Source organism: uncultured Brevundimonas sp. (genome assembly GCF_963977465.1).
Classification (GTDB): domain Bacteria; phylum Pseudomonadota; class Alphaproteobacteria; order Caulobacterales; family Caulobacteraceae; genus Brevundimonas.
This window is the reverse complement of sequence record NZ_CAXBOQ010000003.1, coordinates 376,615-400,533: the sequence shown is the minus strand read 5'-3', so window position 1 is coordinate 400,533 and position 23,919 is coordinate 376,615. Positions and strand designations below refer to the sequence as shown.

Annotated in this window: 25 protein-coding genes; 7 read left to right on the top strand and 18 right to left on the bottom strand. The window is 67.9% G+C overall.

Annotated elements, in window-relative coordinates; genetic code table 11:
* Positions 1-4: 4 nt before the first annotated feature.
* Genes AAC067_RS08910 through AAC067_RS08895 form a run of 4 tightly spaced genes read right to left on the bottom strand, consistent with a single transcriptional unit; the run spans position 5 to position 3,946 of the window.
* Positions 5-1,285, bottom strand: coding sequence for an adenosylmethionine--8-amino-7-oxononanoate transaminase (locus tag AAC067_RS08910; RefSeq protein ID WP_339931627.1), 1,281 nt, complete (start codon positions 1,283-1,285; stop codon positions 5-7).
* On the bottom strand, positions 1,282-1,905 hold the full coding sequence (bioD, locus tag AAC067_RS08905; RefSeq protein ID WP_339931625.1) for a dethiobiotin synthase: 624 nt from the start codon (positions 1,903-1,905) through the stop codon (positions 1,282-1,284). The genes AAC067_RS08910 and bioD overlap by 4 nt, the downstream gene beginning before the upstream one ends.
* Positions 1,905-3,047 (bottom strand): 8-amino-7-oxononanoate synthase, encoded by a 1,143-nt coding sequence (locus AAC067_RS08900; protein ID WP_339931623.1) that lies wholly within the window; start codon positions 3,045-3,047, stop codon positions 1,905-1,907. The genes bioD and AAC067_RS08900 overlap by 1 nt, the downstream gene beginning before the upstream one ends.
* 20 nt (positions 3,048-3,067) lie before the next feature.
* On the bottom strand, positions 3,068-3,946 hold the full coding sequence (locus AAC067_RS08895; protein ID WP_339931621.1) for a branched-chain amino acid aminotransferase: 879 nt from the start codon (positions 3,944-3,946) through the stop codon (positions 3,068-3,070).
* A gap of 82 nt (positions 3,947-4,028) precedes the next feature.
* Here AAC067_RS08895 and AAC067_RS08890 point away from each other — a divergent pair, with 82 nt between their 5' ends.
* The 3 genes from AAC067_RS08890 (at position 4,029) to AAC067_RS08880 (ending at position 6,687) form a co-directional block, all read left to right on the top strand.
* Complete coding sequence (locus tag AAC067_RS08890) at positions 4,029-4,766, top strand: response regulator transcription factor (RefSeq protein ID WP_339931619.1); 738 nt, start codon at positions 4,029-4,031, stop codon at positions 4,764-4,766.
* Positions 4,767-4,770: 4 nt separating this feature from the next.
* On the top strand, positions 4,771-6,114 hold the full coding sequence (locus tag AAC067_RS08885) for an ATP-binding protein (RefSeq protein WP_339931617.1): 1,344 nt from the start codon (positions 4,771-4,773) through the stop codon (positions 6,112-6,114).
* Positions 6,115-6,195: 81 nt separating this feature from the next.
* Positions 6,196-6,687, top strand: coding sequence for a hypothetical protein (locus tag AAC067_RS08880; RefSeq protein ID WP_339931615.1), 492 nt, complete (start codon positions 6,196-6,198; stop codon positions 6,685-6,687).
* Here AAC067_RS08880 and AAC067_RS08875 read toward each other — a convergent pair.
* The 3 genes from AAC067_RS08875 to AAC067_RS08865 all read right to left on the bottom strand — a co-directional run bounded on the left by AAC067_RS08875 (position 6,673) and on the right by AAC067_RS08865 (position 8,494).
* Complete coding sequence (locus tag AAC067_RS08875) at positions 6,673-7,491, bottom strand: pyrroline-5-carboxylate reductase dimerization domain-containing protein (RefSeq protein WP_339931613.1); 819 nt, start codon at positions 7,489-7,491, stop codon at positions 6,673-6,675. The two genes, AAC067_RS08880 and AAC067_RS08875, sit on opposite strands and share 15 nt — an antisense overlap.
* A gap of 123 nt (positions 7,492-7,614) precedes the next feature.
* Positions 7,615-8,118: a YbjN domain-containing protein gene (locus tag AAC067_RS08870; protein WP_339931611.1), complete on the bottom strand. Its 504-nt coding sequence runs from the start codon at positions 8,116-8,118 to the stop codon at positions 7,615-7,617.
* 79 nt (positions 8,119-8,197) lie between these two features.
* Complete coding sequence (locus tag AAC067_RS08865; protein ID WP_339931609.1) at positions 8,198-8,494, bottom strand: accessory factor UbiK family protein; 297 nt, start codon at positions 8,492-8,494, stop codon at positions 8,198-8,200.
* A 193-nt stretch (positions 8,495-8,687) separates the two neighbouring features.
* Between AAC067_RS08865 and lgt the strand changes: the two genes are divergently transcribed.
* The 3 genes from lgt (at position 8,688) to AAC067_RS08850 (ending at position 11,600) form a co-directional block, all read left to right on the top strand.
* Entirely contained in the window at positions 8,688-9,584 is an 897-nt protein-coding gene (gene lgt / locus AAC067_RS08860) for a prolipoprotein diacylglyceryl transferase (protein ID WP_339931607.1), read from the top strand.
* Positions 9,584-10,657, top strand: a complete 1,074-nt coding sequence (locus tag AAC067_RS08855; RefSeq protein ID WP_339931605.1) for an SAM-dependent methyltransferase — start codon at positions 9,584-9,586, stop codon at positions 10,655-10,657. The genes lgt and AAC067_RS08855 overlap by 1 nt, the downstream gene beginning before the upstream one ends.
* Positions 10,658-10,823: 166 nt before the next feature.
* Positions 10,824-11,600, top strand: a complete 777-nt coding sequence (locus AAC067_RS08850) for a polyphenol oxidase family protein (protein WP_339931603.1) — start codon at positions 10,824-10,826, stop codon at positions 11,598-11,600.
* A gap of 27 nt (positions 11,601-11,627) precedes the next feature.
* Here the strand turns inward: AAC067_RS08850 and AAC067_RS08845 are convergent, their stop codons facing one another.
* The 11 genes from AAC067_RS08845 to murC form a co-directional block, all read right to left on the bottom strand.
* The gene (locus tag AAC067_RS08845; RefSeq protein WP_339931601.1) at positions 11,628-11,813 is read right to left on the bottom strand and encodes a hypothetical protein; all 186 of its coding nucleotides are present in this window, start codon (positions 11,811-11,813) and stop codon (positions 11,628-11,630) included.
* A 171-nt stretch (positions 11,814-11,984) separates the two neighbouring features.
* Positions 11,985-12,668 (bottom strand): CPBP family intramembrane glutamic endopeptidase, encoded by a 684-nt coding sequence (locus AAC067_RS08840; protein WP_339931599.1) that lies wholly within the window; start codon positions 12,666-12,668, stop codon positions 11,985-11,987.
* 205 nt (positions 12,669-12,873) lie between these two features.
* Entirely contained in the window at positions 12,874-13,347 is a 474-nt protein-coding gene (locus AAC067_RS08835; RefSeq protein ID WP_339931597.1) for a hypothetical protein, read from the bottom strand.
* Between the two features lie 71 nt (positions 13,348-13,418).
* Positions 13,419-13,691 carry a hypothetical protein gene (locus AAC067_RS08830; RefSeq protein ID WP_339931595.1) on the bottom strand — a complete coding sequence of 91 codons (273 nt, stop codon included), beginning with the start codon at positions 13,689-13,691 and terminating at the stop codon, positions 13,419-13,421.
* Between the two features lie 342 nt (positions 13,692-14,033).
* Positions 14,034-14,933, bottom strand: coding sequence for a UDP-3-O-acyl-N-acetylglucosamine deacetylase (gene lpxC / locus AAC067_RS08825; protein WP_339931593.1), 900 nt, complete (start codon positions 14,931-14,933; stop codon positions 14,034-14,036).
* A 198-nt stretch (positions 14,934-15,131) separates the two neighbouring features.
* Entirely contained in the window at positions 15,132-16,712 is a 1,581-nt protein-coding gene (gene ftsZ, locus AAC067_RS08820) for a cell division protein FtsZ (protein WP_339931591.1), read from the bottom strand.
* Between the two features lie 220 nt (positions 16,713-16,932).
* Entirely contained in the window at positions 16,933-18,258 is a 1,326-nt protein-coding gene (gene ftsA / locus AAC067_RS08815) for a cell division protein FtsA (RefSeq protein ID WP_339931589.1), read from the bottom strand.
* 21 nt (positions 18,259-18,279) lie between these two features.
* Positions 18,280-19,173 (bottom strand): cell division protein FtsQ/DivIB, encoded by an 894-nt coding sequence (locus tag AAC067_RS08810; RefSeq protein WP_339931587.1) that lies wholly within the window; start codon positions 19,171-19,173, stop codon positions 18,280-18,282.
* A complete protein-coding gene (locus AAC067_RS08805) occupies positions 19,161-20,099 on the bottom strand; it encodes a D-alanine--D-alanine ligase (protein ID WP_339931584.1) in 939 nt (312 codons plus the stop codon). Before AAC067_RS08805 ends, AAC067_RS08810 begins: the two co-directional genes overlap by 13 nt.
* Positions 20,100-20,108: 9 nt before the next feature.
* Complete coding sequence (murB, locus tag AAC067_RS08800) at positions 20,109-21,008, bottom strand: UDP-N-acetylmuramate dehydrogenase (protein ID WP_339931582.1); 900 nt, start codon at positions 21,006-21,008, stop codon at positions 20,109-20,111.
* Positions 21,009-21,158: 150 nt separating this feature from the next.
* Positions 21,159-22,589, bottom strand: a complete 1,431-nt coding sequence (gene murC / locus AAC067_RS08795) for a UDP-N-acetylmuramate--L-alanine ligase (protein ID WP_339931580.1) — start codon at positions 22,587-22,589, stop codon at positions 21,159-21,161.
* 156 nt (positions 22,590-22,745) lie between these two features.
* On the opposite strand from murC, the gene AAC067_RS08790 reads away from it, so the two are divergent.
* Positions 22,746-23,825, top strand: coding sequence for a site-specific DNA-methyltransferase (locus AAC067_RS08790; RefSeq protein WP_339931579.1), 1,080 nt, complete (start codon positions 22,746-22,748; stop codon positions 23,823-23,825).
* Positions 23,826-23,919: the final 94 nt, after the last annotated feature.

The window sequence follows — 23,919 nt, the reverse complement described above, 5'->3', positions numbered from 1 at the left end:
GCCGTCAGGCGCGCGCAGCCACCGCGTCCGCCGCCTCGACGATGGCGGTCCAGACCCGGTCCAGATCCGGCACGTCGATACAGTAGGGCGGCATCACATAGACGGTGTCGCCCAGCGGGCGGATCAACAGGTCGCGGTCGAGGAAGAAGGCCAGCAGCCACGGCCCCAGTCCGGACAGGTAGCCGTCCTTGCCACCATTGAAATCCACCGCGGCGATGGTGCCCAGCTGCCGATGGCGGGTCAGGGCCGGGTGGTCACGCAACCGGTCCAGATGCCCGGCCTGGGCCGCCCCGAGGGCGTCGATCCGCTCCAGCACCGGCTCGTCGCGCCAGATGGCCAGATTCTCGACGGCGACCGCGCAGGCGATCGGGTTGGCCGTGTAGCTGGACGAATGGAAGAACATCCGCGAGCGGTCCGACGAGCGGTGGGCCTCGAAGATCGGGCCGGTCGCCAGGGTAACGGCCAGCGGCAGGGCCCCGCCGGTCAGTCCCTTGGACAGGCACAGGATGTCGGGCGTGACCCCGGCCTGTTCGCAGGCCAGACGGGTGCCGGTGCGGCCCCAGCCGGTCATCACCTCATCGGCGATGAACAGCACGTCGTGCCGGGCGCAGACCTCGGCCATGGCCCGCAGCACCGCCGCGGAATAGATCAGCATGCCGCCGGCCCCGAGGATCAGGGGCTCGACGATGAACGCGGCCGGGGCCGGGTCCTGGCGGCAGAAGGCCTCGAGCGCGTCGATCGTGACCTGCTCCGTTCCCGGTGACGGAAACGGGATGGTGGCGACATCGAACAGCAGCGGCGCATAGGCCCGGTTGAACACGCCACGCTCGCCGACCGACATCGTGCCGATGGTGTCACCGTGATAGCCGTGCTGCATCGTCACGATGCGATGGCGCGGCCGGCCGGTATTGGCCCAGAAGCCCAGCGCCATCTTCAGCGCCACCTCGACACTGGTCGACCCGCTGTCCGAATAGAAGACGTGCTGCAGCGGCTCGGGTGTCATGGCGACGAGACCGCGGGCCAGGGTTTCGGCCGGTTCATGGGTCCAGCCGGCGAAGATGATCTGGTCATAGTGTTCGCTGGCGCGGCGCAGGGCGGCCTGAAGGCGCGGATGGCTGTGGCCGTGGGTGATCACCCACCAGCTGGAAATGGCGTCGATGATGCGCCGCCCGTCGTCGGTGTGCAGGGCCGCCCCCTCGGTCCGCACCACCATCGGCACCGGTTCGTTCAGGCCATGCTGGGTAAAGGGCCGCCAGACCGGCGAGGTGTCGTCGGCCCCGCTCAACGGAAGTCCGCCACGTCGAAATTGGCCGCGAAAGCCCGGGCCAGACCGTCCGGCGTCAGAGGATCAAGCCACGGCAGACGGCCCAGCCGCCGCGCCTTGCCCAGATCCGCGATCACCGTCTCGGAGCTGTCCATCGCGTCGCCGATGAAGGCCACCCCCAGCACGGGAATGTCGCGGGCCCGCAGCGCCTCAAGGGTCAGCAGGGTGTGGTTGATCGTACCAAGGGCGGTGCTGGCGCAGACGACGACCGGCAGACCCCAGCGCGCGAAGACGTCGGCATAGACCGTCGTCGGGTTCAGCGGCACCAGCAAGCCGCCCGCCCCCTCGATCACCAGTGGCCGGTCGCAGGGCGGCGGGGTCAGGGCGAGGTCATCGATATGCACCCCGTCCAGACGCGCGGCGTGGTGGGGCGAGGCCGGGGTGACAAGCCGCCAGGTCTCCGGCAGCACTCGATCCGGACCGAGACCGGTCAGGGTGGCCACCGTCATGCTGTCGGTCGGTTCCTGCAATCCCGCCTGCACCGGTTTCCAGTAGCAACCGTCGAGGGCTGCCGTCAGCGCCGCCGCAAAGACGGTCTTGCCGATGTCGGTGCCGGTGCCGGTGACAACGATGGGGCGCATCAGGGCGTTCCAGGGTGCTGTTGCAACAGGGGTTCCAGCGCGGTGACCAGGGCCTCGACCGCCGCCATGTCGACGTTCAGCGTCAAGGACAGGCGCAGGCGGGCGGTGCCGGGCGGTACGGTCGGCGGGCGGATGCCGCGGACGTCAAAGCCACCGTCCTGCAGCGCCCGGGCCACGGTCATGGTGTGGGCGTCGTCACCCAGAACCACCGGAATGATCTGTGACCCCGTCGGTGCCACACCGAGCCGCTCGGCGAGCAACTCCCCCGCCGTCCGGGACAGGGACTGCAGACGACCGCGTGCGGCCTCGTCTCCGATCAGGATCAGCGATTCCCGCATGGCCGCCGCCATCAACGGCGACGGGGCGGTTGAGAAGATGAAGGCGCGGCCGCGGTTGATCAGGAAATCGATCACCGTCGGGTGACCACAGAGCAATGCCCCCTCCCCGCCCATGGCCTTGCCGCAGGTATGGAGGGTGACGACATTGTCCCGCCCCTGAAGGGCCGCCGCCAGCCCGCGCCCGCCGGGACCGAACACGCCGGTCGCATGGGCTTCATCGATCAGCAGCACCGCGTCGTGACGGTCAGCCACGGCCATCAGGTCGGCCAGCGGTGCCTGATCGCCGTCCATGCTGTACAGGCTCTCGACCGCGATCCAGATGCGCCCCGAACCGCCATGATCGCGCCAGTGGCCGATCGCATCAGCGACGGCGGCGACGTCATTGTGCGGGAAGGCGATCGCCTCGGCCCGCCCCAGTCTCAGGCCTTCGTGCACGCTGGCATGGATCAGGGCATCGTGTAGCACCAGATCACCGCGCTGCGGCAGGGTGGCCAGCAGTGCCGTGTTGGCGGCATAGCCGGTCGAGAAATAGAGGGCCGCGCCTGCACCGAAAAAGGCGGCGGCCTCGGCCTCCAGCGCCTCATGCTCGGGATGATTGCCGCGCAGCAGACGCGAGCCGCCCGAGCCTACGGGCACGCCCCGGGACAGGGCGGCGGTCACGGCCCGGGTCAGGTCTTCACCACCGGCCAGACCGAGGTAGTCATTCGAGGCGAAATCAATACCGCGCCGGGGCGCAAGCCCGCGCCGCCGACCGGCGGCGGCAAGACATGTCAGGTCCGCGTCATGCACCGGAAAGGCGCTCATGGTTCGAAGGGACCCCGGTTTCAGGTCTGTCGTCGCACCAGCCGGCCGTAGTCTTCCATCAGGCCCAGCGACAGCGCCGCCGGCTTGAACGTGTACTCGCCGACCTCGCTGACCGGCGTGACCTCGGCGGCCGTGCCGGTCAGGAAACATTCGCTGAAGGTCGACAGCTCCTCGGGGCGGATGTTGCGGACCACGACCTCGATTCCCTTGGCCGCAGCCATCTGGATCACGGTCTGGCGGGTGATGCCGTCAAGGATCGCGTCGACCGGCGGCGTATGCAGCACGCCGTCCTGGACGAAGAAGACATTGGCCCCGGTGGCCTCGGCCACATAGCCGCGCCAGTCCAGCATCATGGCGTCGGAGAAGCCGCGCTTTTCAGCCGCGGTCTTGGACATGGTGCAGATCATGTACAGACCCGCCGCCTTGGCCGTCGACGGGGCGGTCATCGGGTCCGGACGGCGCCATTTGGCCCATTCCAGACGGATGCCCCTGGCCTTGGTTTCGGGGTCGAAATAGCTGGGCCATTCCCAGGCGGCGATGGCCACATGGGGTCGGCTGTTTTTGGCCGTGACGCTGACCTGTTCGGCCCCGAGGAAGGCCACGGGACGAACATAGCAGTCGTCGAGCCCCATCCGTTCGCAGGTCGCCTTGCAGGCGGCGTCGATCTCGGCCACGCTGTACGGCAGGTCGAAGTCCAGCATGTTCGCCGAGCGATGGAGGCGTTCTGAGTGTTCGGTCAGCTTGAAGATTTCACCGCCGTACATACGCTCACCCTCGAACACCGACGAGCCGTAGTGCAGGGCATGGGTCAGAACGTGCGTTTTTGCTTCCCGCCAGGGCACAAAATCACCGTCCATCCAGATCCAGCCGTCACGATCGTCGAAAGGAACGAAGGCCATTGAATAACGTCTCCCGCGAAGAAGTGCGGTTTAGAGCCCTCGAAGCCGCCGAGGTCAACGCCCTGATCGCCAGAGGTGTGTCATGAGCGCCGTCGAACCGCGCCAGAACGGCCGTTCCGGGCCCGTCGCCGGAGCCGGCGTCGGTCGCCATCTGCTGATCGTCGATGATGACGACCGCATCCGCGAACTGCTCAAGGAATATCTGGCCCGCGAAGGGTATCGCGTCACCGGCGCGGCCCATGCCGCGGCGGCGCGGCGGCTGATGGAGCTGATCGAGTTCGACTTGGTGGTGCTGGACATCATGATGCCGGGCGAGAGCGGTCTGGACCTGACGACCTGGGTACGCAGCAAGGCCGACACCTCCAGGACGCCGGTGCTGTTGCTGACCGCGCGAGGCGAGGCCGACGACCGGGTCGAGGGCCTGACCCGCGGGGCCGACGACTATATGACCAAGCCGTTCGACCCGCGTGAGCTGGCGCTGCGGATCGAGGCCATCCTGCGCCGCACCGGCGGCAAGCCGATGTCGCCACGCGAGATCAAGCTGGGCACGGCCGTGTTCGACATGGAGCGGCTGGAACTGACCCGCGACGGCGCGCCGCTGCGACTGACCGAGGCCGAAGCCCAACTGCTGAAGACCCTTGCCCTGAGTGCGCATGCCCCGGTCGAGCGCATCAGCCTGTCGCCCGACACCGCCGACATCACCGGCCGGGCCGTCGACGTCCAGGTGACCCGCCTGCGTCGCAAGCTGGAGGTCGACCCCAAGAATCCGCGCTACCTCCAGACCGTGCGCGGTGTCGGCTATATGCTGGCCCCGGACTGAACCGATGCGCATCCTGCCCGCTGCGTTGTGGCCGCGGTTCCTGAAGCGGCGGCTACCGACCTCGCTGTGGGGGCGGTCACTGCTGATCATCGTCCTGCCGGTGCTGATCATGCAGATGGCGGTGACCTGGATCTTCTTCGACGCTCACTGGCAGACGGTGACGGCCCGCCTGTCCGAAGGTCTGGCCGGGGACATCGCCTGGGCCGCCGAAAGCTACAGCGAGGAACCGACGGCTGAGAACCTGGCGGTGATCGCCGACCGGGCCCAGCGGGCGATGTCGCTGTCGGTGGCACTGCAGGAGGGGGCAACCCTGCCCCGCGAACAGGAACGCGGCGCGATCGGCGTGGTCGACCGCACGCTGGAACACGCCCTGTCGGCGCGGCTGGACCAGCCGTTCTGGTTCAACACCACCCGCTACCCCGCCTATGTCGACATCCGGGTTCAGCAGGCCGACGGCGTGCTGCGCATCATCGCCCCGCGCGAACGGGCGGTGGCAACCCAGGCCCAGATCTTCGTGCTGTGGCTGACCATCGCCACCGTGCTGCTGATGTCAGTGGCGATCCTGTTCATTCGTAATCAGGTCCGGGCCATCGAACGGCTGGCCGAGGCGGCCGAGGCCTTTGGCCGCGGCGAGACCTCGGTGCGGTTCAAGCCCCACGGCGCGCGCGAGGTGCGGGCCGCCGCGGTCGCCTTCCTGGCCATGCGCGACCGGATCCAGCGCCATATCGAGCAGCGCACGGCTCTGCTGGCCTCGGTCAGCCACGACCTGCGCACGCCCCTGACCCGGTTGCGGCTGGAGCTGGCCCTGGCCCCGCCGTTCAAGCGCGCCGAGGCGATGAAGGGCGATCTCGACGAGATGGAGCATATGATCGACGAATACCTCGCCTTCGCCCAGGGCGAGGCCGGCGAGGCCGCCCAGACCGTGACGGTGGCCGACCTGCTGAACACTGCCGCGGCCGACGCCCGCCGCGCCGGGGTCGAAGCCGAGGTGGTGGTGCCCGACGACCTGACCGCTACTGTCCGCCCCATGGCCTTCAAGCGCGCCCTGACCAATCTGGCCGGCAATGCCGCGGCGCACGGCGAGCACGTGCGGCTGTCGGCCCGCCCGCTGGCCTCGGGCGGGCTGGAAGTGGTGATCGAGGACGACGGCCCCGGCATACCGCCCGACATGTACGAGGAAGCCTTCCGGCCGTTCTCGCGTCTGGACCCCGCGCGCAACCAGAACCGCAAGGGCGTGGGTCTGGGCCTGGCCATCGCCCGCGACGTGGCGCGCGGCCACGGCGGCGACATCACCCTGGACCGCAGCGATATGGGCGGGCTGCGCGCCATGATCCGTCTGCCCGGCTGATCACAAATTCCGGCGACTCACTGGCGGGAACGGGACGACAGGCGCATCTTCAGCGGACAGGGTCCGACCCCGGAGATGACCATGCGCAATCTTGCCTTCCTCGCCCCCCTCGCCGCCACCCTGGCCCTGGCCGGTGCCGCCCAGGCCCAGCCGGCCGAGGTCAGCGTCAGCATTGGTCCCGACCTGCAGGAGAAGATCGCGGAACTGGGCCCGCGCGACGTACAGCGGGAGGTCGACCGACTGGCGGTGACCGTCCGCGACGCCCTGACGAAGGCCGGCACTCTGCAGGGCGCGCGCATCGCGCTGGTGCTGACCGACCTGCGCCCCAACCGCCCGACATTTGAACAGATGGCCCGTCGGCCGGGTCTGGACGGTCATCGCAGCATCAGCATCGGCGGGGCGACGGTCGAGGGCGAGGTGATTACCGCCGACGGTCAGCGCCTGCCGGTCCGCTATGACTGGTATTCGCCGACCCTGGCCGATGTGTATGGCTACGCCACCTGGCACGACGCCGAGCGGGCCTTCGACCGGCTGGCCGCCAATCTGGTCGCCGGTCGGCTAGTGACCCGATAGTTCCGCAGCCCGGGCCGCGGCGGCCGTGATCGCGGCGGTGGCCGGGGCGGACACGCTGGCGGCCATGGCGTCCAGCCCGGCCTGGGTGGTGCCGCCGGGCGCGGCGATCTGGGACACCAGGTCGGCGAGCGGGCGACCGGTATCGGCCCCCGATCCGGCCGAACGCAGCGCGCCGCGGGCGAGGGCCTCGGCAGCGACGGGATCCAGACCCTGGGCCTCGCCGGCGGCGGCCATCGCCTGCACGAACGCATAGACGAAGGCCGGGCCCGAGCCGGCGACGGCGGTGGCGGCGTTCATGCGCGCCTCGTCGTCGAGATCAACCACGGTGGCCATGGCGGCGAACAGGGCGCGCCCGGCCTTGAGGGCCACGGCGGAGGTCGAGGACAGGGCGGCGACGCCCCGTCCCTGGGCCACGGCGGTGGTCGGCATGACCCGCACGACCGGACGGCCGCCGAAGGCTTCGGTCAGGGCCGCGCCGGGGACCCCGGCCATGACCGAGACGATCACGGCGTCGGCTGGCAGGAGCTCGATCAGCGGCGCGACGGCAGCGCGCCACATGGCCGGCTTGACCGCGACCACCAGCACCCGGGCGTCGGCCAGGGCTTCCAGCGGCGGATTGATCCAGGCCCCGAGCTTGCGGGCGGCCTCGGCGACCGGCTTTTCCGACGGGGTCAGGATGATCAGCTCGGCGGGATCCAGCGCCTCGGTCGCCAGCCAGCCCTCGGCGATAGCCGAGCCCAGCCGCCCGCAGCCCAGCAGAACGACAGGACGGACCGAGGATTGTTCGGATTCAGCTTTGGCCACGGCGGATGCTCCTGGATAGACCGCGTCCCGACGACCAGTCGGGACACTTCAGGCGCAGGGCATATGGCTTCAGACCGGCGCTGTCACCCGCAGTCAGGGTCGCGGCCAGTCAGAAGGACGGGATCAGGCGGTGCCGACGGTCTCGAACAGGCAGGCGTCGATAGCTTCCTGCGGCTTCTTGTTGCCCTTGATCATAAAGGCAAAGGCCGGGTGGTAGCGATCGGCCGCCTCGACGGCGGCGTCGATCATCGAGGCCGCCTGGGCCAGGGTCGGGCGCTCGCCGTGCGGCAGGGCCAGGGAATGGCGGAAGACGATCTCGCCATCCTCGGCCCAGACCTCGAAATGGCCCAACCAGGTGCGCTGGTTGACCAGGGCGATCAGTTCATAGGCGGCCGTGCGCCGTCCCTTGCTGACCCGCAGGTCGAGGGCACAGCACAGCTGCAGGCAGTCGCCCTCGGGACGCCAGGCGAACCACAGCTCATAGTCCTTCCAGTCGCCGGCCAGGGCGAAAGCCAGATCACCGTCGTCGGTACGGTCGAACGGCAGGTTCTCTGCCGTCAGCACATGTTCGACCACATCCAGCGGATCAAACGGGACATCGACCTCTTCGGGCCTCACAGCGTCCATCAGGCAGTCCCAATCGTTCGGGGCATGTCGCGCGACTCACGCGGCATGAATTGACGGTAGGCGTGTTCGCAGATTCGGCTCAACCGACTGCGTCCTTGGGGGGAACCGAGGCTGTGGACGTTCCCTTTCCAGGCTTCTTTTGCCCGGTTGCGGACACTTTTCCCGATTTCAGGGAGGCAACCTCGGCGCGCAGGGCGGTGATCTCGGCCTTCAGCGCGTCGAACTCGTCGCGACGCACCAGATCCATCTCGGCGACCAGCCGGTCGGACTGGGAGCGGAAGGCCGCCTTGGCCTCGTCTCCAGCGGCCTGGGCCAGCCCCATCGCGCCGGTCGTCAGCTTGGCGAACTCGTCGAGGATGGGATTTCGCGTCTGCATGCCGTCTGTCTCCTGACCGGATCGAATCCGGGTCTCTGTGGGGGATGGTCCGCCCGATATGGTGAATGAATCCTTTAGAACACGGGGGACCCGCACCTAACCGCGCCTTGGGGCAGAAGCGAGGCGGCTGAAAGTCCGCGACGGACGCAGCGTCCCTTGCTAAACGGCGAGGCAGGCGATTGCAGGAGTGCCCGTGCCCTTTCCCGAATTCGACCCCATCTGGTTCAGCATCGGCCCGCTGGATATCCGCTGGTATGCCCTGGCCTATGTCACCGGCATCGTGCTGGGCTGGTGGTATGCGGCACGGCTGGTCAAGAGCACCAGCGTCTGGGCCCCGGGCCGGCCGCCGGTCAATGCGGTGCAGCTGGACGATCTGGTGCTGTGGATCACCCTCGGTATCATCCTCGGCGGGCGTCTGGGCTATGCCCTGTTCTATCGCCCCGAACTGTATGGCGACCTGTTCACCGGTGCCGACTGGGGTCAGAGGCTGGCGCTGTTCCGCCTGTGGGACGGGGGCATGTCCTTCCACGGCGGTTTGATCGGCGTGTCCGTGGCCATGATCGCCTTCGCGCGCCGCAGCCGGATCAACATGCTCAGTCTGGGCGACCTGATTGCCCCGGTGGTGCCGATCGGCCTAGCCTTCGGGCGGTTGGCCAATTTCGTCAATGGTGAGCTGTGGGGCCGGACCACTGACGTCGCGTGGGGCGTGAACTTCTGCAACAACCACGCCCGGGCGATCTATGGCGCGACCTGCGAATATATGGGGTCGGGCCCCGGCGACGTCGTGCGCCACCCCAGCCAGCTGTATGAAGCGGGGCTGGAGGGCATCGTCCTGCTGGCCATCCTGTCCTTTGCCGTGTGGAAGGTGCGTCTGCTGGCCAAGCCCGGCTATGTCACGGGCCTGTTCCTGCTGGGCTACGGCCTGATCCGGGCCACGCTGGAAACGGTGCGCCAGCCTGACGTCGGTCTCGACCAACTTCCGATGGGCCTGACCATGGGCATGATCCTGTCCGTGCCGATGATGCTGATCGGTATCTGGCTGATCCAGCGGGCCTGGCGTCGGCCGCCGGTCGCACCCGCGGCCGGCTGATGGCGCTGAAGGACCGGCTGGCGCGCGAGATCGCCCTGACCGGACCGATGACGGTCGCCGACTACGTCAACCGCTGCCTGCACGATCCGCAGGCCGGCTACTATGCGACCCGCCCCGCGCTGGGGGCCGGCGGCGACTTCATCACCGCCCCGCTGGTCAGCCAGATGTTCGGCGAGCTGATCGGACTGTGGGCGGTCGAGACGTGGCAGCGGCTGGGCGCGCCGGAGCGGGTGCGGCTGGTCGAGGTCGGACCCGGCGACGGGACCCTTATGGCCGACGCCCTGCGCGCGGCGCGGTTGGCCCCCGACTTCCTGCAGGCGGTGGACCTGATCCTGATCGAGCCCAGCGCGCCGCTGCGGGACATGCAGGCCCGGATGCTGGCCGACAGCGACATCCATCCGCGCTGGGTCACCGCCCTGGACCGGATCGAGACCGATGCGCCGGTGATCCTGATCGCCAACGAGGTGCTGGACTGTATGCCGGCGCGCCAGTTCGTGAAGACGGAGGACGGCTGGGCCGAGCGCCGGGTCGGCGTCAGCGATGACGGCGAGCTGATCTTCGGACTCGTGGCCATCAGCGGCGGCTTCAAGCGCCCGGCGTTCGACATGGAGTCCGGTCAGACGCTGGAGATTTCCGACCAGCAGGCCATGTTCGGTCGCGATCTGGCCCGGCTGGTCAGCGCCACGTCGGGGGCTGCCCTGCTGATCGACTATGGCCGGGCCCGACCCGAGGCCGGGGATACGCTGCAGGGCCTGCATCGTCACCGCAAGGTCGATCCGCTGGAAACGCCGGGCGAGGCCGACCTGACCCAATGGGCCGATTTTCCCGCAGTGCTGGAGGCCGCGGTTCATGCCGGGGCCGACGTCACCGGCTGCCGCGACCAGGGCGATTTCCTGAACCGGCTGGGTATCGCGGCCCGGGCCGAACGGCTGAGCACGGCCCGTCCCGACGTCGCCCCGGTGATCCAGCGTCAGCTGGACCGGCTCACCGGGCCGGACCAGATGGGGACCCTGTTCAAGGCCGCGGCCATTTTTTCCCCGCGCTCGCTGGCGGTCCCGGGGTTCGAGGACTGAACGGACTGGCAGGGTTTGGCGAATTCGGGGTGCCAACCCTGCCAAACTCCGCCCCGCGCCCTGATCGGCCAAAGTCTCCATATTGTGATCATAGAGGACCGCTGCGCCGGTTCCGGACGCAGGTCGCAACCGCGACAGGCCGATGCGCGCGCGATATGAAAAGGGGATGACCGACATCCTGACCCCAATCACCCACCCGCTGCTGACCAGCGCCGGGGTGCGCCACGGCTTCTTCACGCGCGCGGGCGGCGTCTCGACCGGCCTGTATCAGGGGCTGAACACCGGGGTGGGGTCGGGTGATGATCCGACGGCCGTGCGCGAGAACCGCGGGCGCGTGGCCGCGTGGATGGGCGGCACGACCGACGACCTGGCCGCCTGCTACCAGATCCATTCCGTCGTCACCCGGGTGGCCGAGACCGGCTGGAAGGGCGACCGACCCGAAGGCGACGCGGTCGCGACGGCCGCGCCGGGCGTAATCTGCGCCGTGCTGACCGCTGACTGCGCGCCGATATTGCTGGCCGACGCCACCGCAGGGGTGGTCGCGGCCGTCCATGCCGGCTGGAAGGGGGCGCTGGACGGAGTGGTGCACAGCGCCGCGGCCGCGATGCAGGCGCTGGGGGCCGAGCCGGGCCGGACGGTGGCCGTGGTCGGACCCTGTATCGCCCAGACATCCTATGAGGTCGACACCACCTTCATGGACCGGTTCACCCACCACGATCCGGGCAGCGAGCGGTTTTTCGCGTCGGGTGTCGTGGCCGACCGACGTCAGTTCGACCTGCCCGGCTTCGTGCTGTGGCGGCTGGAACAGGCCGGGATCGGCGAGGCCGCCTGGACCGGCGACGACACGCGGGCGGATGCGGCGCGGTTCTATTCGAACCGGCGGGCCTATCTGAACGGCGAGCCGGACTTCGGGCGGTTGATGTCGGCGGTGGCGCTGGGGTGAGGGTCTGTTGCGGCTGAGAAGCGCGCTCTAGGCAGACCGCCGCCAGAATCCCGCGATCGCACCAGCAATGACCGCGAGTCCAAGGGCCCAGGGGAAGAGCTGGGGTGCCGAGATTGGAAGCCCCGCGACAGCGAAACCCAGCGCCACCAGAATGAAGCCGACCGGCAAGCCCGCCACGAGAAAAAACAGAAAACGAGCAGACGAAAATTGCATTTCCGGGCTCCTGGATCTCGGAACGCTCTCTCCTGATCCGCGGAAGAGAACGGGCTGGCGAAAGGCCGGGCGTTTGCTGTCTGTCCGCGACGGAGCGGCTTGCGACACCGGCGCCCGGCCGAAAACGAACCTTGACCATATCGCCCCGGAGCGCTGCTGGCTAATGTCGCGTCAGGCAGGGGGCGTAACGGTCGTCGACCCCGGCTGGGTCCCGGACGATCGCCGCGCGGCAAAGGCCCCCAGCAAAGGCAGGGCAATGTGGATGACGATGAGCCACCACAGGCTGTGTGTCAGGGCATAGGCCGCTGTAAATACAAGGGCTGACAACAGGCTGGGGCCAATCCGTCGCTTGTCCGCGATGCCGTGCGCCAGGCCGTAGGCGATGGCCGCGAGGAGGACGGCCCCCCACAATGTGACAAAGGGTTGCAGAAACCACAGCAGGAAACCCCGATAGAGCACCTCCCAGCCGAACCCGGCGACGACGCTGAACACCACGAACAGAAAGGCCTCTGACCCCGTTTCGGGCAGGAGGGCGTTCATGGCGTCTGACGGCGGCCTGTCGGTCCGGGCTTTCGCCCGCATCATGACAATCAGGACGGGGATGATCAGGGCGGCAATCAGCAGGCCGATCATCCCGGCCAGCGGCGGCGGTATCGCCAGCCCCAGGTCCGCCCCGGTTCGACCCTGTGCGATCCAGATCGCGGCGAGCGCAGCGACCGAGACCGCCACCAGGCCGATCGTGGAAAGATACCGGGTCGTCCTTGACCGGTCAGGCCGTCTGGGGCGCAGGCTCTTCCAGCACATGTAGGCGGGGAGAACGGCGACAAGCCAGACGGCGAGGACAGCCTCAGTCATGGGGGTCAACACGGGTTTGGTGCTCGGCGTGACGCCGTGATTCCTGGAGATCCGAGACTGCTATCCCGACCATGTCGTCCCCCTGCGCTTGGCCTTGCAGGATGGAACATGGTGGCCTCGCCGGGCGTCTGCAACAGCGCAGCGGGGGTAGCGCTGTGACGCTGAGAAGGCCCGGCCGAGGTCCGGGAGGGGTGGAATGCAGACTTTAGCGGCTGAGCCGAACCAGGTCCGCGCGTGACGCCGTCGTCACACTGTTCCAAGGCCCGGAAACGCCACAACTGTAGTTCACGGAGACCGTCCCGCTGGCTGCCGCGGGGACTTCGGGGGATCTGATCGTGGGGTTCAGAAAGAGGAAATACTCGCCACCGAGGTCATGCTCCCGACCGCGATCCAGATAGAAACCTCCGCTGTTGCGGAGTGTGAAATACCGCAGGCGTCCCGGCGGACTACCCTTGTAGGCGTGCCGCACTTCAAGCTGATACTCGGTCCAAGGCTCTTCGCCTTCGATGAAGTGTTCGGTCGCCGTAAGCACCTTGGCCCTGACAACCCACTGGGAGTCTTGAAACTCCTGCCTGACTGTCGTCCGGGCATAGAGTTCGCCCTTGTAGCTGCAAAGCGCATGCGCCGACGATCCAAAGGTCGACAGCGCGAGCACAAGCGGGAGGACGATTGCTCTCATCCCGGCAGCAGAGCCGACATTCTCTTGGTCCGCAACGGGTGAGAAGCCGACAATCCTTAAATGACGCCCCTTCACCAGAAGAGAATGATGCACCAAGCGATTACGACTGGCATCAAGCCCTGCGCGAAACGCCCCAGCCGTCCTACCGCTGATGTCTGAAAGCTGAGTGCGAACCCGATGAGCGCCATAATCGACCCCACCGCTCCCCAGAGAATGCCGTAAAAGGCGGCGTCCGCTCCGGCCTGGACGTAGCGGATGGAGTAAACCAGCCCAGGCGCGAAGAAGGCCGCAAGAAGCAATGCTGCTCTACCGCCTTGCCGCGCCAGTAAGTGTTGGAGTTTCATCGGTCGATCATGCGAGTCCACACCGCTGTCCGCAACGGGTCGAATCCTGTCGGTCGCCCAAGGGTGGATGGCAGCCCGTCGCCCTGCGCAAGAGTCCAGACACCTTGTCATCCCGGACGCCGCGAAAGCGGTGATCCGGGACGCTTGAGCGCACAAGGTTGATCCTCCCGGAAGCGGCGTCAGCCGCTATCCGGGAGACAGGTCAGGATCCAGCGTGGCGGAACCCGTGTCCCGGATAGTCGCGCCGCGATTTCCGGGAGCCCCGGGACATGAAGAGCCTGCGGTCCCGGATCGCCGCGGCGCGGCGTCCGGGATGACAACGGCGCGAGGGCGCGTCGGCCTCTAGCCGACCTGGGCCAGCGCCGGCAGGTGGGTGATCTGGCGCCAGGCCTGGGGGTTGGCCAGCAGTTCGCGGACCAGCAGGTTGTTGATGGCGTGACCGGCCTTGACGCCTTCGTAGCGACCGCGCAGCGGCGCGCCGAGGACGTACATGTCGCCGATGGCGTCCAGCGCCTTGTGTTTCACGAACTCGCGTTCCATGCGCAGGCCGCCGGGGTTGAGAATCTCGTCGCCGTCAATGACCACGGCGTTCTCGAGGCTGCCGCCGCGGGCCAGACCGGCCTTGCGCAGGGCCTCGACCTCATGGGCGAAGCCGAAGGTGCGGGCGGCCATGATCTCGGTACGGAAGGTCTGTTCGTCGACGACGAAATCGACGACCTGGTTGCCGATCACCGCCGAAGGGAAGTCGATCTCGAAACGCATCTCGTAGCGATCGCACGGCAGCAGGGCGGCGGTCTTGTCGCCGTCGCGCACCCGGATCGGCTCGAGGATCTCGATATAGTGGACCGGGGCTTCCTGACGGCGGAAGCCGGCGCGGTCCAGCAGCTGGACGAATTGCAGGGCCGAGCCGTCGAGGATCGGCAGCTCGGGGCCGTCGACCTCGACCACGGCGTTCGACACGCCCAGGGCACAGAAGGCGGCCATCAGATGCTCGATGGTCGACAGGCGCACGCCGGCGGCGTTCTCGATCATGGTGTTCAGGCGGGCGTCGACGACGGCCTCGCCCGAGACGGGGATGCGGTTGTCGCGGTCCTTGATGTCGGTGCGCACGAAGACGATGCCGGTGCCCACAGGGGCCGGACGCACAGCCAGACGCACACGCTTTCCGGTGTGCACGCCCACGCCCGCGATGATCGCAGGGGCAATGGTCGTTTTCTGGTGATGGTCGTTTCTGACCGACAAACTCGAACTCGCTGTGACGTCCGGCGGCTTCTGCGCGCGGACCTGTACTCGCAGACCGTCTAGCGATCCGGGCGCAAGGCCGAAATGAAAGTCGGGTTTCGGATTGTTTCGTTTTGGGAAAAACGCTCGCCTCAAACGCGAAGCCGCCCCGGGGCCTGGGGCTCCGGGGCGGCTGATTATAACAGTGCGTTCAGCGTGTTAGTTGGCGAGCCGGCGCAGGAAGGACGGAATCTCCAGATCGTCCTCTGCCTGACCGATTTCCGGCTCGGGAGCCGGCTGGGCCGAGGTGGTGGTGCGCATCTGCGAGGTTCCGCGCGACGATGACGGCACATAGACCGGCGGGGTCGGGGTGCGCTTGCCACGGCCGAACAGGCTCCAGCCGCTGCGGCGATGGTCACGGTCGTCGTAGGAATCGTCGGCCACGACCTCTTCACGGGCGGGTGCGGCGGCGGCCGGACGCTCGCTGTAGAGGTCGCCCTGGGATTCGGGGGCGGCGGCGGCGGTACGGGGCTGCGGGGCCGCTTCATATTCTTCGACCCACGGATCGACGATCGGCTGCAGGTCGCGTTCCTCGGCGACGCGGATCACCGGCTCGGGGCGCGCATCGGCCCGGGGGGCGGCGGCGTAGGTCCGCTCGGACGACTGGAAGGTCGGGGTGACCGGGGCCGCCTCGGCGACGCGCGGGGACTCGGCCCGGATCGCTTCGGCACGGGCGGGTTCCGGCGCGCGGACAGGAGCGGCAGGCGCAGCCGAAGCGGCGTTGCGGCGGCCGTCCAGCAGGTTGGTGCCCTGGGGCTCGATCTTGGAGATGACCGCCTCGTCCATGCCGGTCGCGACGACCGAGACGCGGATCTTGCCGTCCAGCGACGGGTCGAAGGCCGCGCCGAAGATGATGTTGGCGTCGCCATCCACTTCGCCGGCGATGGCATTGGCGGCCTCGTCGACTTCCAGCAGGGTCATGTCCAGACCGCCGGTGATGTTGACCAGCACGGCCTTGGCGCCCTTGAGGGAGGTCTCGTCCAGCAGCGGGTTGGCGATGGCGTTCTGGGCCGCCTGCAGCGCGCGGTCGTCGCCCGAGGCCTCTCCGGTGCCCATCATCGCCTTGCCCATTTCGGACATGACGGCGCGGACGTCGGCGAAGTCGAGGTTGATCAGGCCCGGCAGGATCATCAGGTCGGTGATCGAACGCACGCCCGAATGCAGCACCTGGTCGGCCATGCCGAAGGCATCGGCGAAGGTGGTGCGCTCATTGGCGACGCGGAACAGGTTCTGGTTCGGAATGACGATCAGGGTGTCGACGTAGCGTTGCAGCTCGGCGATGCCCGCATCAGCCAGACGCATGCGGTGACGGCCTTCGAAGGTGAAGGGCTTGGTCACGACGCCGACGGTCAGGATGCCGCGGTCACGGGCGCATTTGGCGATGACGGGGGCCGCACCGGTGCCGGTGCCGCCACCCATGCCGGCGGTGATGAAGACCATATGGGCCCCATCGAGATGGCTGAAGATTTCCTCGGCCGATTCCTCGGCGGCATTCATGCCGACCTCGGGGTGCGCGCCCGCGCCCAGGCCCTGGGTGATGGTCTCGCCCAGCTGGATGCGGCGGTCGGTCTTGGCGAAGGACAGATGCTGGGCATCGGTGTTGGCGACGACGAACTCGACCCCTTCAAGGCCGGCGTCGATCATATTGTTGACGGCGTTGCCGCCCGCACCACCGACGCCGAAGACGACGATCCGGGGCTTCAATTCCGTATGCTCAGGACGCACCAGTGATAGAGACATTTCGATTCCGACCTTCCGACCCAGCCCCGTAGATCCAATGCGAAGCCCCCGCCGATTCGCATTGGTTATGGACGCGTTAAGGAAAGCCCCAACAGCGTTAAGGGAAGGTTACCGGATAAGGTGAGTCGGACGGTTAAACAGCCGGTTCGTTAACCTTCACGGCAGAAATCACCCGGCTTTCAACAGGTCGGCCCGGTTTTGGCAGAAAACCGACGCGCTATCAGAGGTTTTCGCGCAGCCAGCCGGCGGCGCGGGCGACCAGATTGCCCTGATGAACGCGGGGGGCATCGGCCGCGGTGATCTGACGCGACATCAGCTTGCGGGCCGAGACGGCCTCACGCGGACCATAGGCGGCGCGCAGCAGGATGCCGGCGGCCGAGCAGAAGGCCGGACCCGAGGCCGCATCGGCCAGGTGGGGGGCGCGCTGCGGCTTGCCCAGCCGGACCGGGCGGTCGAACACCCGCACGGCCAGTTCGCGCACGCCGTTCAGCTGGCTGGCTCCGCCGGTCAGGACCAGGCCGGCCCCCGGCTCGAGCCCGACGCCGGCGTTGCGCAGGCGGTCGCGCAGCAGCTCCAGTGTCTCCTCGACGCGAGGGGCGATGACGGTCTTGAGCATGGCGCGGGGCACGATCACTGGGCCCGACGACGGATCCTCGCCGCGCGGCGGGGCCTCCAGCATCTCGCGGTCCTCATTGGCCGAGGCCATGGCCGAGCCGTGCAGGGTCTTGAGCCGCTCGGCCCCGGCCCGCGAGGTCGACAGGCCGCGGGCGATGTCGGCTGTGACGTGGTCGCCGCCGACATTGAGGCTTTCGATATGCAGTAGCGAGCGTCCGCCCCAGACCGCGGCACTGGTCGAGCCACCGCCCATGTCGATACAGACGGCACCCAGATCCATCTCGTCGTCTTCCAGCGCCGCCAGGGACGAGACCATCGGCGCGGCAACCACGCCCTGCAGGTCCAGATGGGCCAGTTCGAGGCAGTGGCTGAGCGAGGAGAAGGCGCTTTCGGCCATCGACACGACCAGCAGGTCGAGGCCGAGCGAGCCGCCGTGCATGGCACGGGGGTCATGGACACCACGCGCGCCGTCGACCGACCAGGCGATCGGCAGGACGTGGATCGGACGGCGGTTGGGCAGGCGCACCTGGGCCAGGGCCATGCCGATGGCGCGGGCCAGATCGGCGTCACCGACCGGATTGGCCCCGAGCGAGACCCGTGCCTGAACGCGGTGGCTGGCCATCTGGCCGATGGCGGTGGTGACGACGACGCCCGAGACCGGAGCCCCGGCGGCGCGTTCGGCTCGCTCGACGGCATGGCCGATGGCCTGGGCCGCGTCGTCCATACTGATGATGGCCCCGCCCTTCACGCCCTTCGACTGGACGTGGCTGGCCCCGGCGACGCGGATGGTACGGTCGGCATGACGCACGCCGTCCGGCTTCATGATGAAACAGGCGATCTTGGACTGGCCCAGATCGAGCGCCGCCACGACGGGCGCACGGCCGGCCGCGCCCTTGGCATTGTCCACAGTCTTGTCCACACGCCCGGCCATCAGTTCCGCTTTCTCATACGCTTACACATCACCGGCCGAAGGACGGACGGCGACTTCGTCCGGAGTTCTGAGGTCGACCCGGGCGAAGCCAAGGTCGAGCAGTCGCTCACGCTGGTCCAGCGCATCGAGCTGGATCAGGGCCGCGTCCTGGTTGGTCGCGGGCAGTTGAATCAGGCTGCCGTCCTTGAGACGCAGGTCCCAGCGGCGCTCGTCGACCCGTACCAGGGCGTCGACGCGGCTCATCAGGCGCGGGCGCTGGGCCAGCAGGGGCAGGATGTCGGCGGCGGCCAGATCGGCCCCCTTGCCGACCACCAGCGGCAGGCCCGGATAGCGACCGGCGTCGGCACCGGTGATGACCCGGCCCTGGCCGTCGATGACCTTAACCTGTCCGCCCGCCTGCCAGACCGCAAGCCGGTCGTGCTCGCGCACCTCGATGATCAGCGTATCGGGCAGCAGGCGCACCACGCGCGCCTCGCGCACCCAGCCAACCGCCTCGACCCGCTGGCGCAGCAGGTCGAGATCAAGACCGATGATCGGCTGCCCGGCCTGAACCTCAAGCGCCTGCTGGATCGCGGGGGTGGCTTCGGTCGAGGCCCCGGTGATGTGGACGCGGCGCAGGCTCAACCCCATGCCGGTCATGACCGTATCGACGCCGCCGGACACGGAGGCTCCAATCCGCTCGGCACGCGCGCCGGTGGCCAGAACGCCGGCCAGCAGCAGCGCGCCCGCGGCAATGCTGATCACCACGGCGCGCGGCGACAGATCGAGACGGCCGATGGCCGCCATCTTGCCGGGAACCGGCGACGCATTCCGGGCACCGCCACGCGACCGCGTGCCCCCCTTGCCGGAGGGCGCACCGCGCTTGGGCACCTGTTTGGAACTCTGTCGCCGACCGCCGCGAACTATCGCGGGCATGAGGCGTCCTCCACCATCCACCGAACCAAAGACTTGTAATCCATCCCGCAATAAGCGGCCTGCTCGGGACTGAGCGAGGTCGGGGTCATGCCGGGCTGGGTATTGATCTCCAGAAAGACGAGATCGTCCTTAATATCGTCATAACGAAAGTCGGACCGGGTCACACCGCGACAGCCCATGGCGGTATGGGCCAGCTCCGACTGGCGCAGGGCCCGCTCGAAAACATGGGACGGCAGGGCGGCCGGAAGCACGTGGATCGAGCCGCCCGGCGCGTATTTGGCCTCGTAGTCATAAAAGCCCTTGGTCGGGGTGATGTCGGTGATGGTCAGGGCGCGCGGCCCGGACGCTTCGCCGAGCACCGTCACGGCCAACTCCTTGCCGGCGATAAAGGGCTCGACCATGACCTTTTCGCCATAGGTCCAGCTGTCCTCGGCCAGGTCGGCGACGGGCCGATTCGCGCCCTCCATCACCACATAGACGCCGACCGAGGAGCCTTCGGCATTGGGCTTGATGACATAGGGTGGCGGGATCACGTGACGTTTGGCGACCTCGAACCGGTCGAACAGGCCGCCACCGGGCACGACGACCCCGGCAGCATTCAGCACCGCCTTGGACCGCGACTTGTCCATGGCCAGGGCCGAAGCCAGTACGCCGGAGTGGGTATAGGGAATGCCGAGGGTTTCCAGCACGCCCTGGGCGCAGCCGTCCTCGCCATAATGACCATGCAGGGCGTTGAAGGCGACGTCGGGTTTCAGGGCGGCCAGCACCTGGGCCAGGTCGCGACCGGCGTCGACGCGGGTGACGCGGGCACCCTGGGCCTCCAGCGCCTCGGCGCAGCCCTTGCCCGAGGACAGCGACACTTCGCGCTCGGACGACAGTCCGCCCAGCAGGACGGCGACGTGCAGATCTGCGAGCGGGCGGGTCATGGGATCAACTCAAAGGCGGCGGCCGATCCTCTTGATCTCCCATTCGAGGTTTACGTTCAGTTTACTTTGAACGTCTTCGCGCACGGCATTTCCCAGACCTTCAATGTCCGCGGCGGTCGCGTCGTTGAAATTGATCATGAAGTTGGAATGCAGCTCACTGAATTTTGCGCCACCGAAAGGTTTGCCGCGCCAGCCCGCTTCATCGACCAGCTTCCATGACGAATGGCCGGGCGGGTTCTTGAAGGTCGAACCGCCGGTCTTTTCGCGGATCGGTTGGGTCTGTTCGCGACGGCTGGTGATCTCGGCGATGCGCGCGGCCACGGCCTCGGGCGCATCGGGCGTGCCGCGGTAGACGGCCTCGATCCAGATGATGTCGACGGGCGCTTCTGAGTGGCGGTAGGTGTAGCCGAAATCGGCCAGGGTGTAGTCGACCCACTGCCCTGCCCGCGTCAGGCCCCGGGCTGACACCAGAATGTCCTTCGTTTCCGCACCATAGCAGCCGGCGTTCATGGTCAGGGCCCCGCCGATGGTGCCCGGGATACCGGCGTAGAACTCCAGTCCCGCCAGCCCCGCTTTCGCCGAAGCCTTCGCCACCATGGCGTCCAGCGCCCCTGCGCCCGCCGTGATGGTGTCGCCATCGGTGGTGATGCCCGCAAACGGACGACCCGCCAGGCGCACGACCACACCCTCGATCCCGCCGTCGCGGACGATGACGTTGGAGCCGACGCCCAGCACCGCCACCGGCACCGCCGGGTCCAGCGCCTTCAGGAAGTCGGCGAGGTCGTCGGCATCGGCCGGGATGAACAGCACGTCCGCCGCGCCGCCGACCCGGAACCAGGTGAACGGGCCCAGCGGCTCGTCGCGCAGCAACTTGCCGCGCACGGGAGGGAGGGAGTCGGTCCAGGCCATACTAGTTTCCGTGCATCCCCGCGAAGGCGGGGACCCAGGCTTTGGCCGCGGTACCCGAGTCCAATCGAACGAACCTGAAAACGTCTCCATCAGTGCGGGCGTTCAAACCTGGGTCCCCGCCTTCGCGGGGATGAGCGGTGAAAGGAGGCATTACGCCAGCGCCTCAAGCTGCCCGGGCAGGGCATAGGCCCAGCCGGTGATGTCACCGGCCCCCAGCAGGACGACCAGATCGCCCGCCTTGGCTTCGTCGGCGATCACGCGCGGCAAGGTCGCGACGCTTTCCAGCGGCTGGACCGAGCGGTGGCCAAAGCGGCGGATACCGTCGACGAGGGCGTTCTTGTCGATGTCCTCGATCGGTTGCTCACCGGCCGCATAGACATCGGCGACGAACACCGCATCGGCATCCGAGAAACAGGTCGAGAACTCCTCCATCAGGTCGCGCAGCCGGGTGAAGCGGTGCGGCTGGACCACGGCGATGACGCGGCCCTCGGTCACCTGACGGGCGGCCTTGAGAACGGCGGCGATCTCGACGGGGTGGTGGCCGTAGTCGTCGACGATGCGCACGCCGCCGACGACGCCCGTGGTGGTGAAGCGCCGGCGCACGCCGCCGAAGCCGGCCAGACCCGCCTTGATCGCCTCGTCGGCGACGCCCAGTTCACGCGCCACGGCAATGGCGGCCAGGGCGTTGGAGACATTGTGCCAACCGGCCATCGGCAGGTGCAGGCCGGAAATCCGGATCGGCGCGTCCAGTGCGGCCAGACCCTGGCCCTGGACGACCACGTCGAAACGGCAGCCGTCGGGCGACATTTCGACATTCTCGGCCCGGACCATGGCCTGGGGGTTGAGGCCGTAGGTGACAAGCCGCCGGTTGTCGATCGAGGCCGCCAGCCGCTGCACCTCGGGATGGTCGAGGCAGACCACGCCGAAGCCGTAGAAGGGGATGTCCTCGATGAAGTCGCAGAACGCCTTCCGCAGCGCGTCGAAGTCGCCGTAGTGGTCGAGGTGTTCGGGGTCGATGTTGGTGATGATCGCCACGGTGCATTTCAGGCGCAGGAAGCTGCCGTCGCTCTCGTCGGCCTCGACCACGATCCAGTCGCCGTCGCCGACCTTGGCGTTTGTTCCATAGGCATTGATGATGCCGCCGTTGACCACGGTGGGGTCCAGCCCGGCCGCGTCCAGCAGACAGGCGACCATCGAGGTCGTGGTGGTCTTGCCGTGAGTGCCGCCGACGCCGATCGAAAACTGCAGCCGCATCAGCTCGGCCAGCATCTCGGCCCGGCGGACCAGGGGAATGCGGCGCTCGCGAGCGGCCACCATCTCGACGTTGGTCGCCTTGACGGCGGTGGAATAGACCACGGCCGAGACACCCTCGCTGACATGGGCCGCGTCGTGGCCGATGAAGATGCGTGCGCCCAGCTTTTCCAGCCGTTCGGTATTGGCGCTGGCCTTGGCGTCCGAGCCCTGCACCGCATAGCCGATCTTGAGCATGATCTCGGCGATGCCGCTCATGCCGATACCGCCGATACCGACGAAATGGACGGGCCCGAGGGCGAAGGGGACGGGGCGAAGGCGTGCGTTCATTCCGTCGTCATAGCGAAGGCAGCGCGGGTTTGCCCATAGCCGGAGCCTTCCCCACGCGAGTTTCCTGCGAATGAGGCGAGATATTTTCGCGCGGTTACCCGCCCTTAACCGTGATGATTCACCACTCAACGCTCAAGCTGAGTGGGGCCAAGTTTCGTGACCGATCTGAAGACCGACGTCGTCCTGCGTGGCGATTGCATCGAAATGCTCAAGACCCTGCCCGATGCGTCGGTCGACATGGTCTTCGCCGACCCGCCCTATAACCTGCAGCTGGGCGGCGACCTGCTGCGGCCGGACAACAGCGTGGTCGACGCCGTCGATGACGATTGGGACAAGTTCGACAGCTTCGCCGCCTATGACGCCTTCACCCGCGCCTGGATGGCGGAATGCCGCCGGGTGCTGAAGCCCGAGGGCTCGATCTGGGTGATCGGCAGCTATCACAACGTGTTCCGCCTGGGCACGGCGATCCAGGATCTGGGCTTCTGGGTGCTGAACGACATCATCTGGCGCAAGTCCAACCCGATGCCGAATTTCAAGGGCACCCGCTTCACCAATGCCCATGAGACGCTGATCTGGGCGGCACGGTCGCGTGACCAGAAGCGCTACACCTTCAACTACGACGCCCTGAAGGCCTTCAACGAGGATGTGCAGATGCGCTCCGACTGGACCTTCGCCCTGTGCACCGGCGAGGAGCGGATCAAGGATGCCGATGGCAAGAAGGCCCACCCGACCCAGAAGCCCGAGGCCCTGCTGCACCGGGTGCTGATGGCCGCGACCAAGCCGGGCGACGTGGTGCTGGACCCCTTCTTCGGCACCGGCACCACCGGGGCTGCCGCGCGCCGGATGGGTCGCCACTACATCGGCATCGAACGCGATCCGACCTATGCCGACGTGGCCGAGAAACGCATCGCCGCCGTGGTGCCGGCCCGTCCCGAGGACCTGATGGTCACGGGCTCAAAGAAGCACGAGACCAAGGTGCCGTTCGGGGCCCTGGTCGAGGCGGGCCTGCTGCAGCCCGGCGACCGGCTGTACTGTCCCAAGGGCGACCGCGAGGCGCGGGTGCGGGCCGACGGCTCGCTGGTGTCGGGCGAGATGAGCGGCTCGATCCACAAGCTAGGGGCCCTGTTCGAGAACGCCCCGGCCTGCAATGGCTGGACCTACTGGCGCTTCAAGACCGATCAGGGACTGCGCTCGATCGACACCCTGAGGGCCGAGGTCCGCGCCGGAATGCAGTAGGCAGCGACAGCCTTCCCGGCGGTCGGGACATACGGTCGCAGACCCATACTATTTGCGGAACGAACTGCCACCCGGCCGGTTTGACTCTCGCGTC

Coding starts and splice junctions, on each gene's coding strand:
- AAC067_RS08845 (WP_339931601.1), bottom strand. CDS start 11,813: ATGCAATTTTCGTCTGCTCGTTTTCTGTTTTTTCTCGTGGCGGGCTTG.
- murB (WP_339931582.1), bottom strand. CDS start 21,008: ATGGCCTGGACCGACTCCCTCCCTCCCGTGCGCGGCAAGTTGCTGCGC.
- AAC067_RS08810 (WP_339931587.1), bottom strand. CDS start 19,173: ATGCCCGCGATAGTTCGCGGCGGTCGGCGACAGAGTTCCAAACAGGTG.
- AAC067_RS08805 (WP_339931584.1), bottom strand. CDS start 20,099: ATGACCCGCCCGCTCGCAGATCTGCACGTCGCCGTCCTGCTGGGCGGA.
- AAC067_RS08900 (WP_339931623.1), bottom strand. CDS start 3,047: ATGAGCGCCTTTCCGGTGCATGACGCGGACCTGACATGTCTTGCCGCC.
- AAC067_RS08830 (WP_339931595.1), bottom strand. CDS start 13,691: ATGAAACTCCAACACTTACTGGCGCGGCAAGGCGGTAGAGCAGCATTG.
- AAC067_RS08850 (WP_339931603.1), top strand. CDS start 10,824: ATGACCGACATCCTGACCCCAATCACCCACCCGCTGCTGACCAGCGCC.
- AAC067_RS08880 (WP_339931615.1), top strand. CDS start 6,196: ATGCGCAATCTTGCCTTCCTCGCCCCCCTCGCCGCCACCCTGGCCCTG.
- AAC067_RS08885 (WP_339931617.1), top strand. CDS start 4,771: ATGCGCATCCTGCCCGCTGCGTTGTGGCCGCGGTTCCTGAAGCGGCGG.
- ftsA (WP_339931589.1), bottom strand. CDS start 18,258: ATGGCCGGGCGTGTGGACAAGACTGTGGACAATGCCAAGGGCGCGGCC.
- murC (WP_339931580.1), bottom strand. CDS start 22,589: ATGAACGCACGCCTTCGCCCCGTCCCCTTCGCCCTCGGGCCCGTCCAT.
- AAC067_RS08855 (WP_339931605.1), top strand. CDS start 9,584: ATGGCGCTGAAGGACCGGCTGGCGCGCGAGATCGCCCTGACCGGACCG.
- AAC067_RS08835 (WP_339931597.1), bottom strand. CDS start 13,347: ATGAGAGCAATCGTCCTCCCGCTTGTGCTCGCGCTGTCGACCTTTGGA.
- AAC067_RS08840 (WP_339931599.1), bottom strand. CDS start 12,668: ATGACTGAGGCTGTCCTCGCCGTCTGGCTTGTCGCCGTTCTCCCCGCC.
- ftsZ (WP_339931591.1), bottom strand. CDS start 16,712: ATGTCTCTATCACTGGTGCGTCCTGAGCATACGGAATTGAAGCCCCGG.
- AAC067_RS08895 (WP_339931621.1), bottom strand. CDS start 3,946: ATGGCCTTCGTTCCTTTCGACGATCGTGACGGCTGGATCTGGATGGAC.
- bioD (WP_339931625.1), bottom strand. CDS start 1,905: ATGCGCCCCATCGTTGTCACCGGCACCGGCACCGACATCGGCAAGACC.
- AAC067_RS08890 (WP_339931619.1), top strand. CDS start 4,029: ATGAGCGCCGTCGAACCGCGCCAGAACGGCCGTTCCGGGCCCGTCGCC.
- AAC067_RS08865 (WP_339931609.1), bottom strand. CDS start 8,494: ATGCAGACGCGAAATCCCATCCTCGACGAGTTCGCCAAGCTGACGACC.
- AAC067_RS08870 (WP_339931611.1), bottom strand. CDS start 8,118: ATGGACGCTGTGAGGCCCGAAGAGGTCGATGTCCCGTTTGATCCGCTG.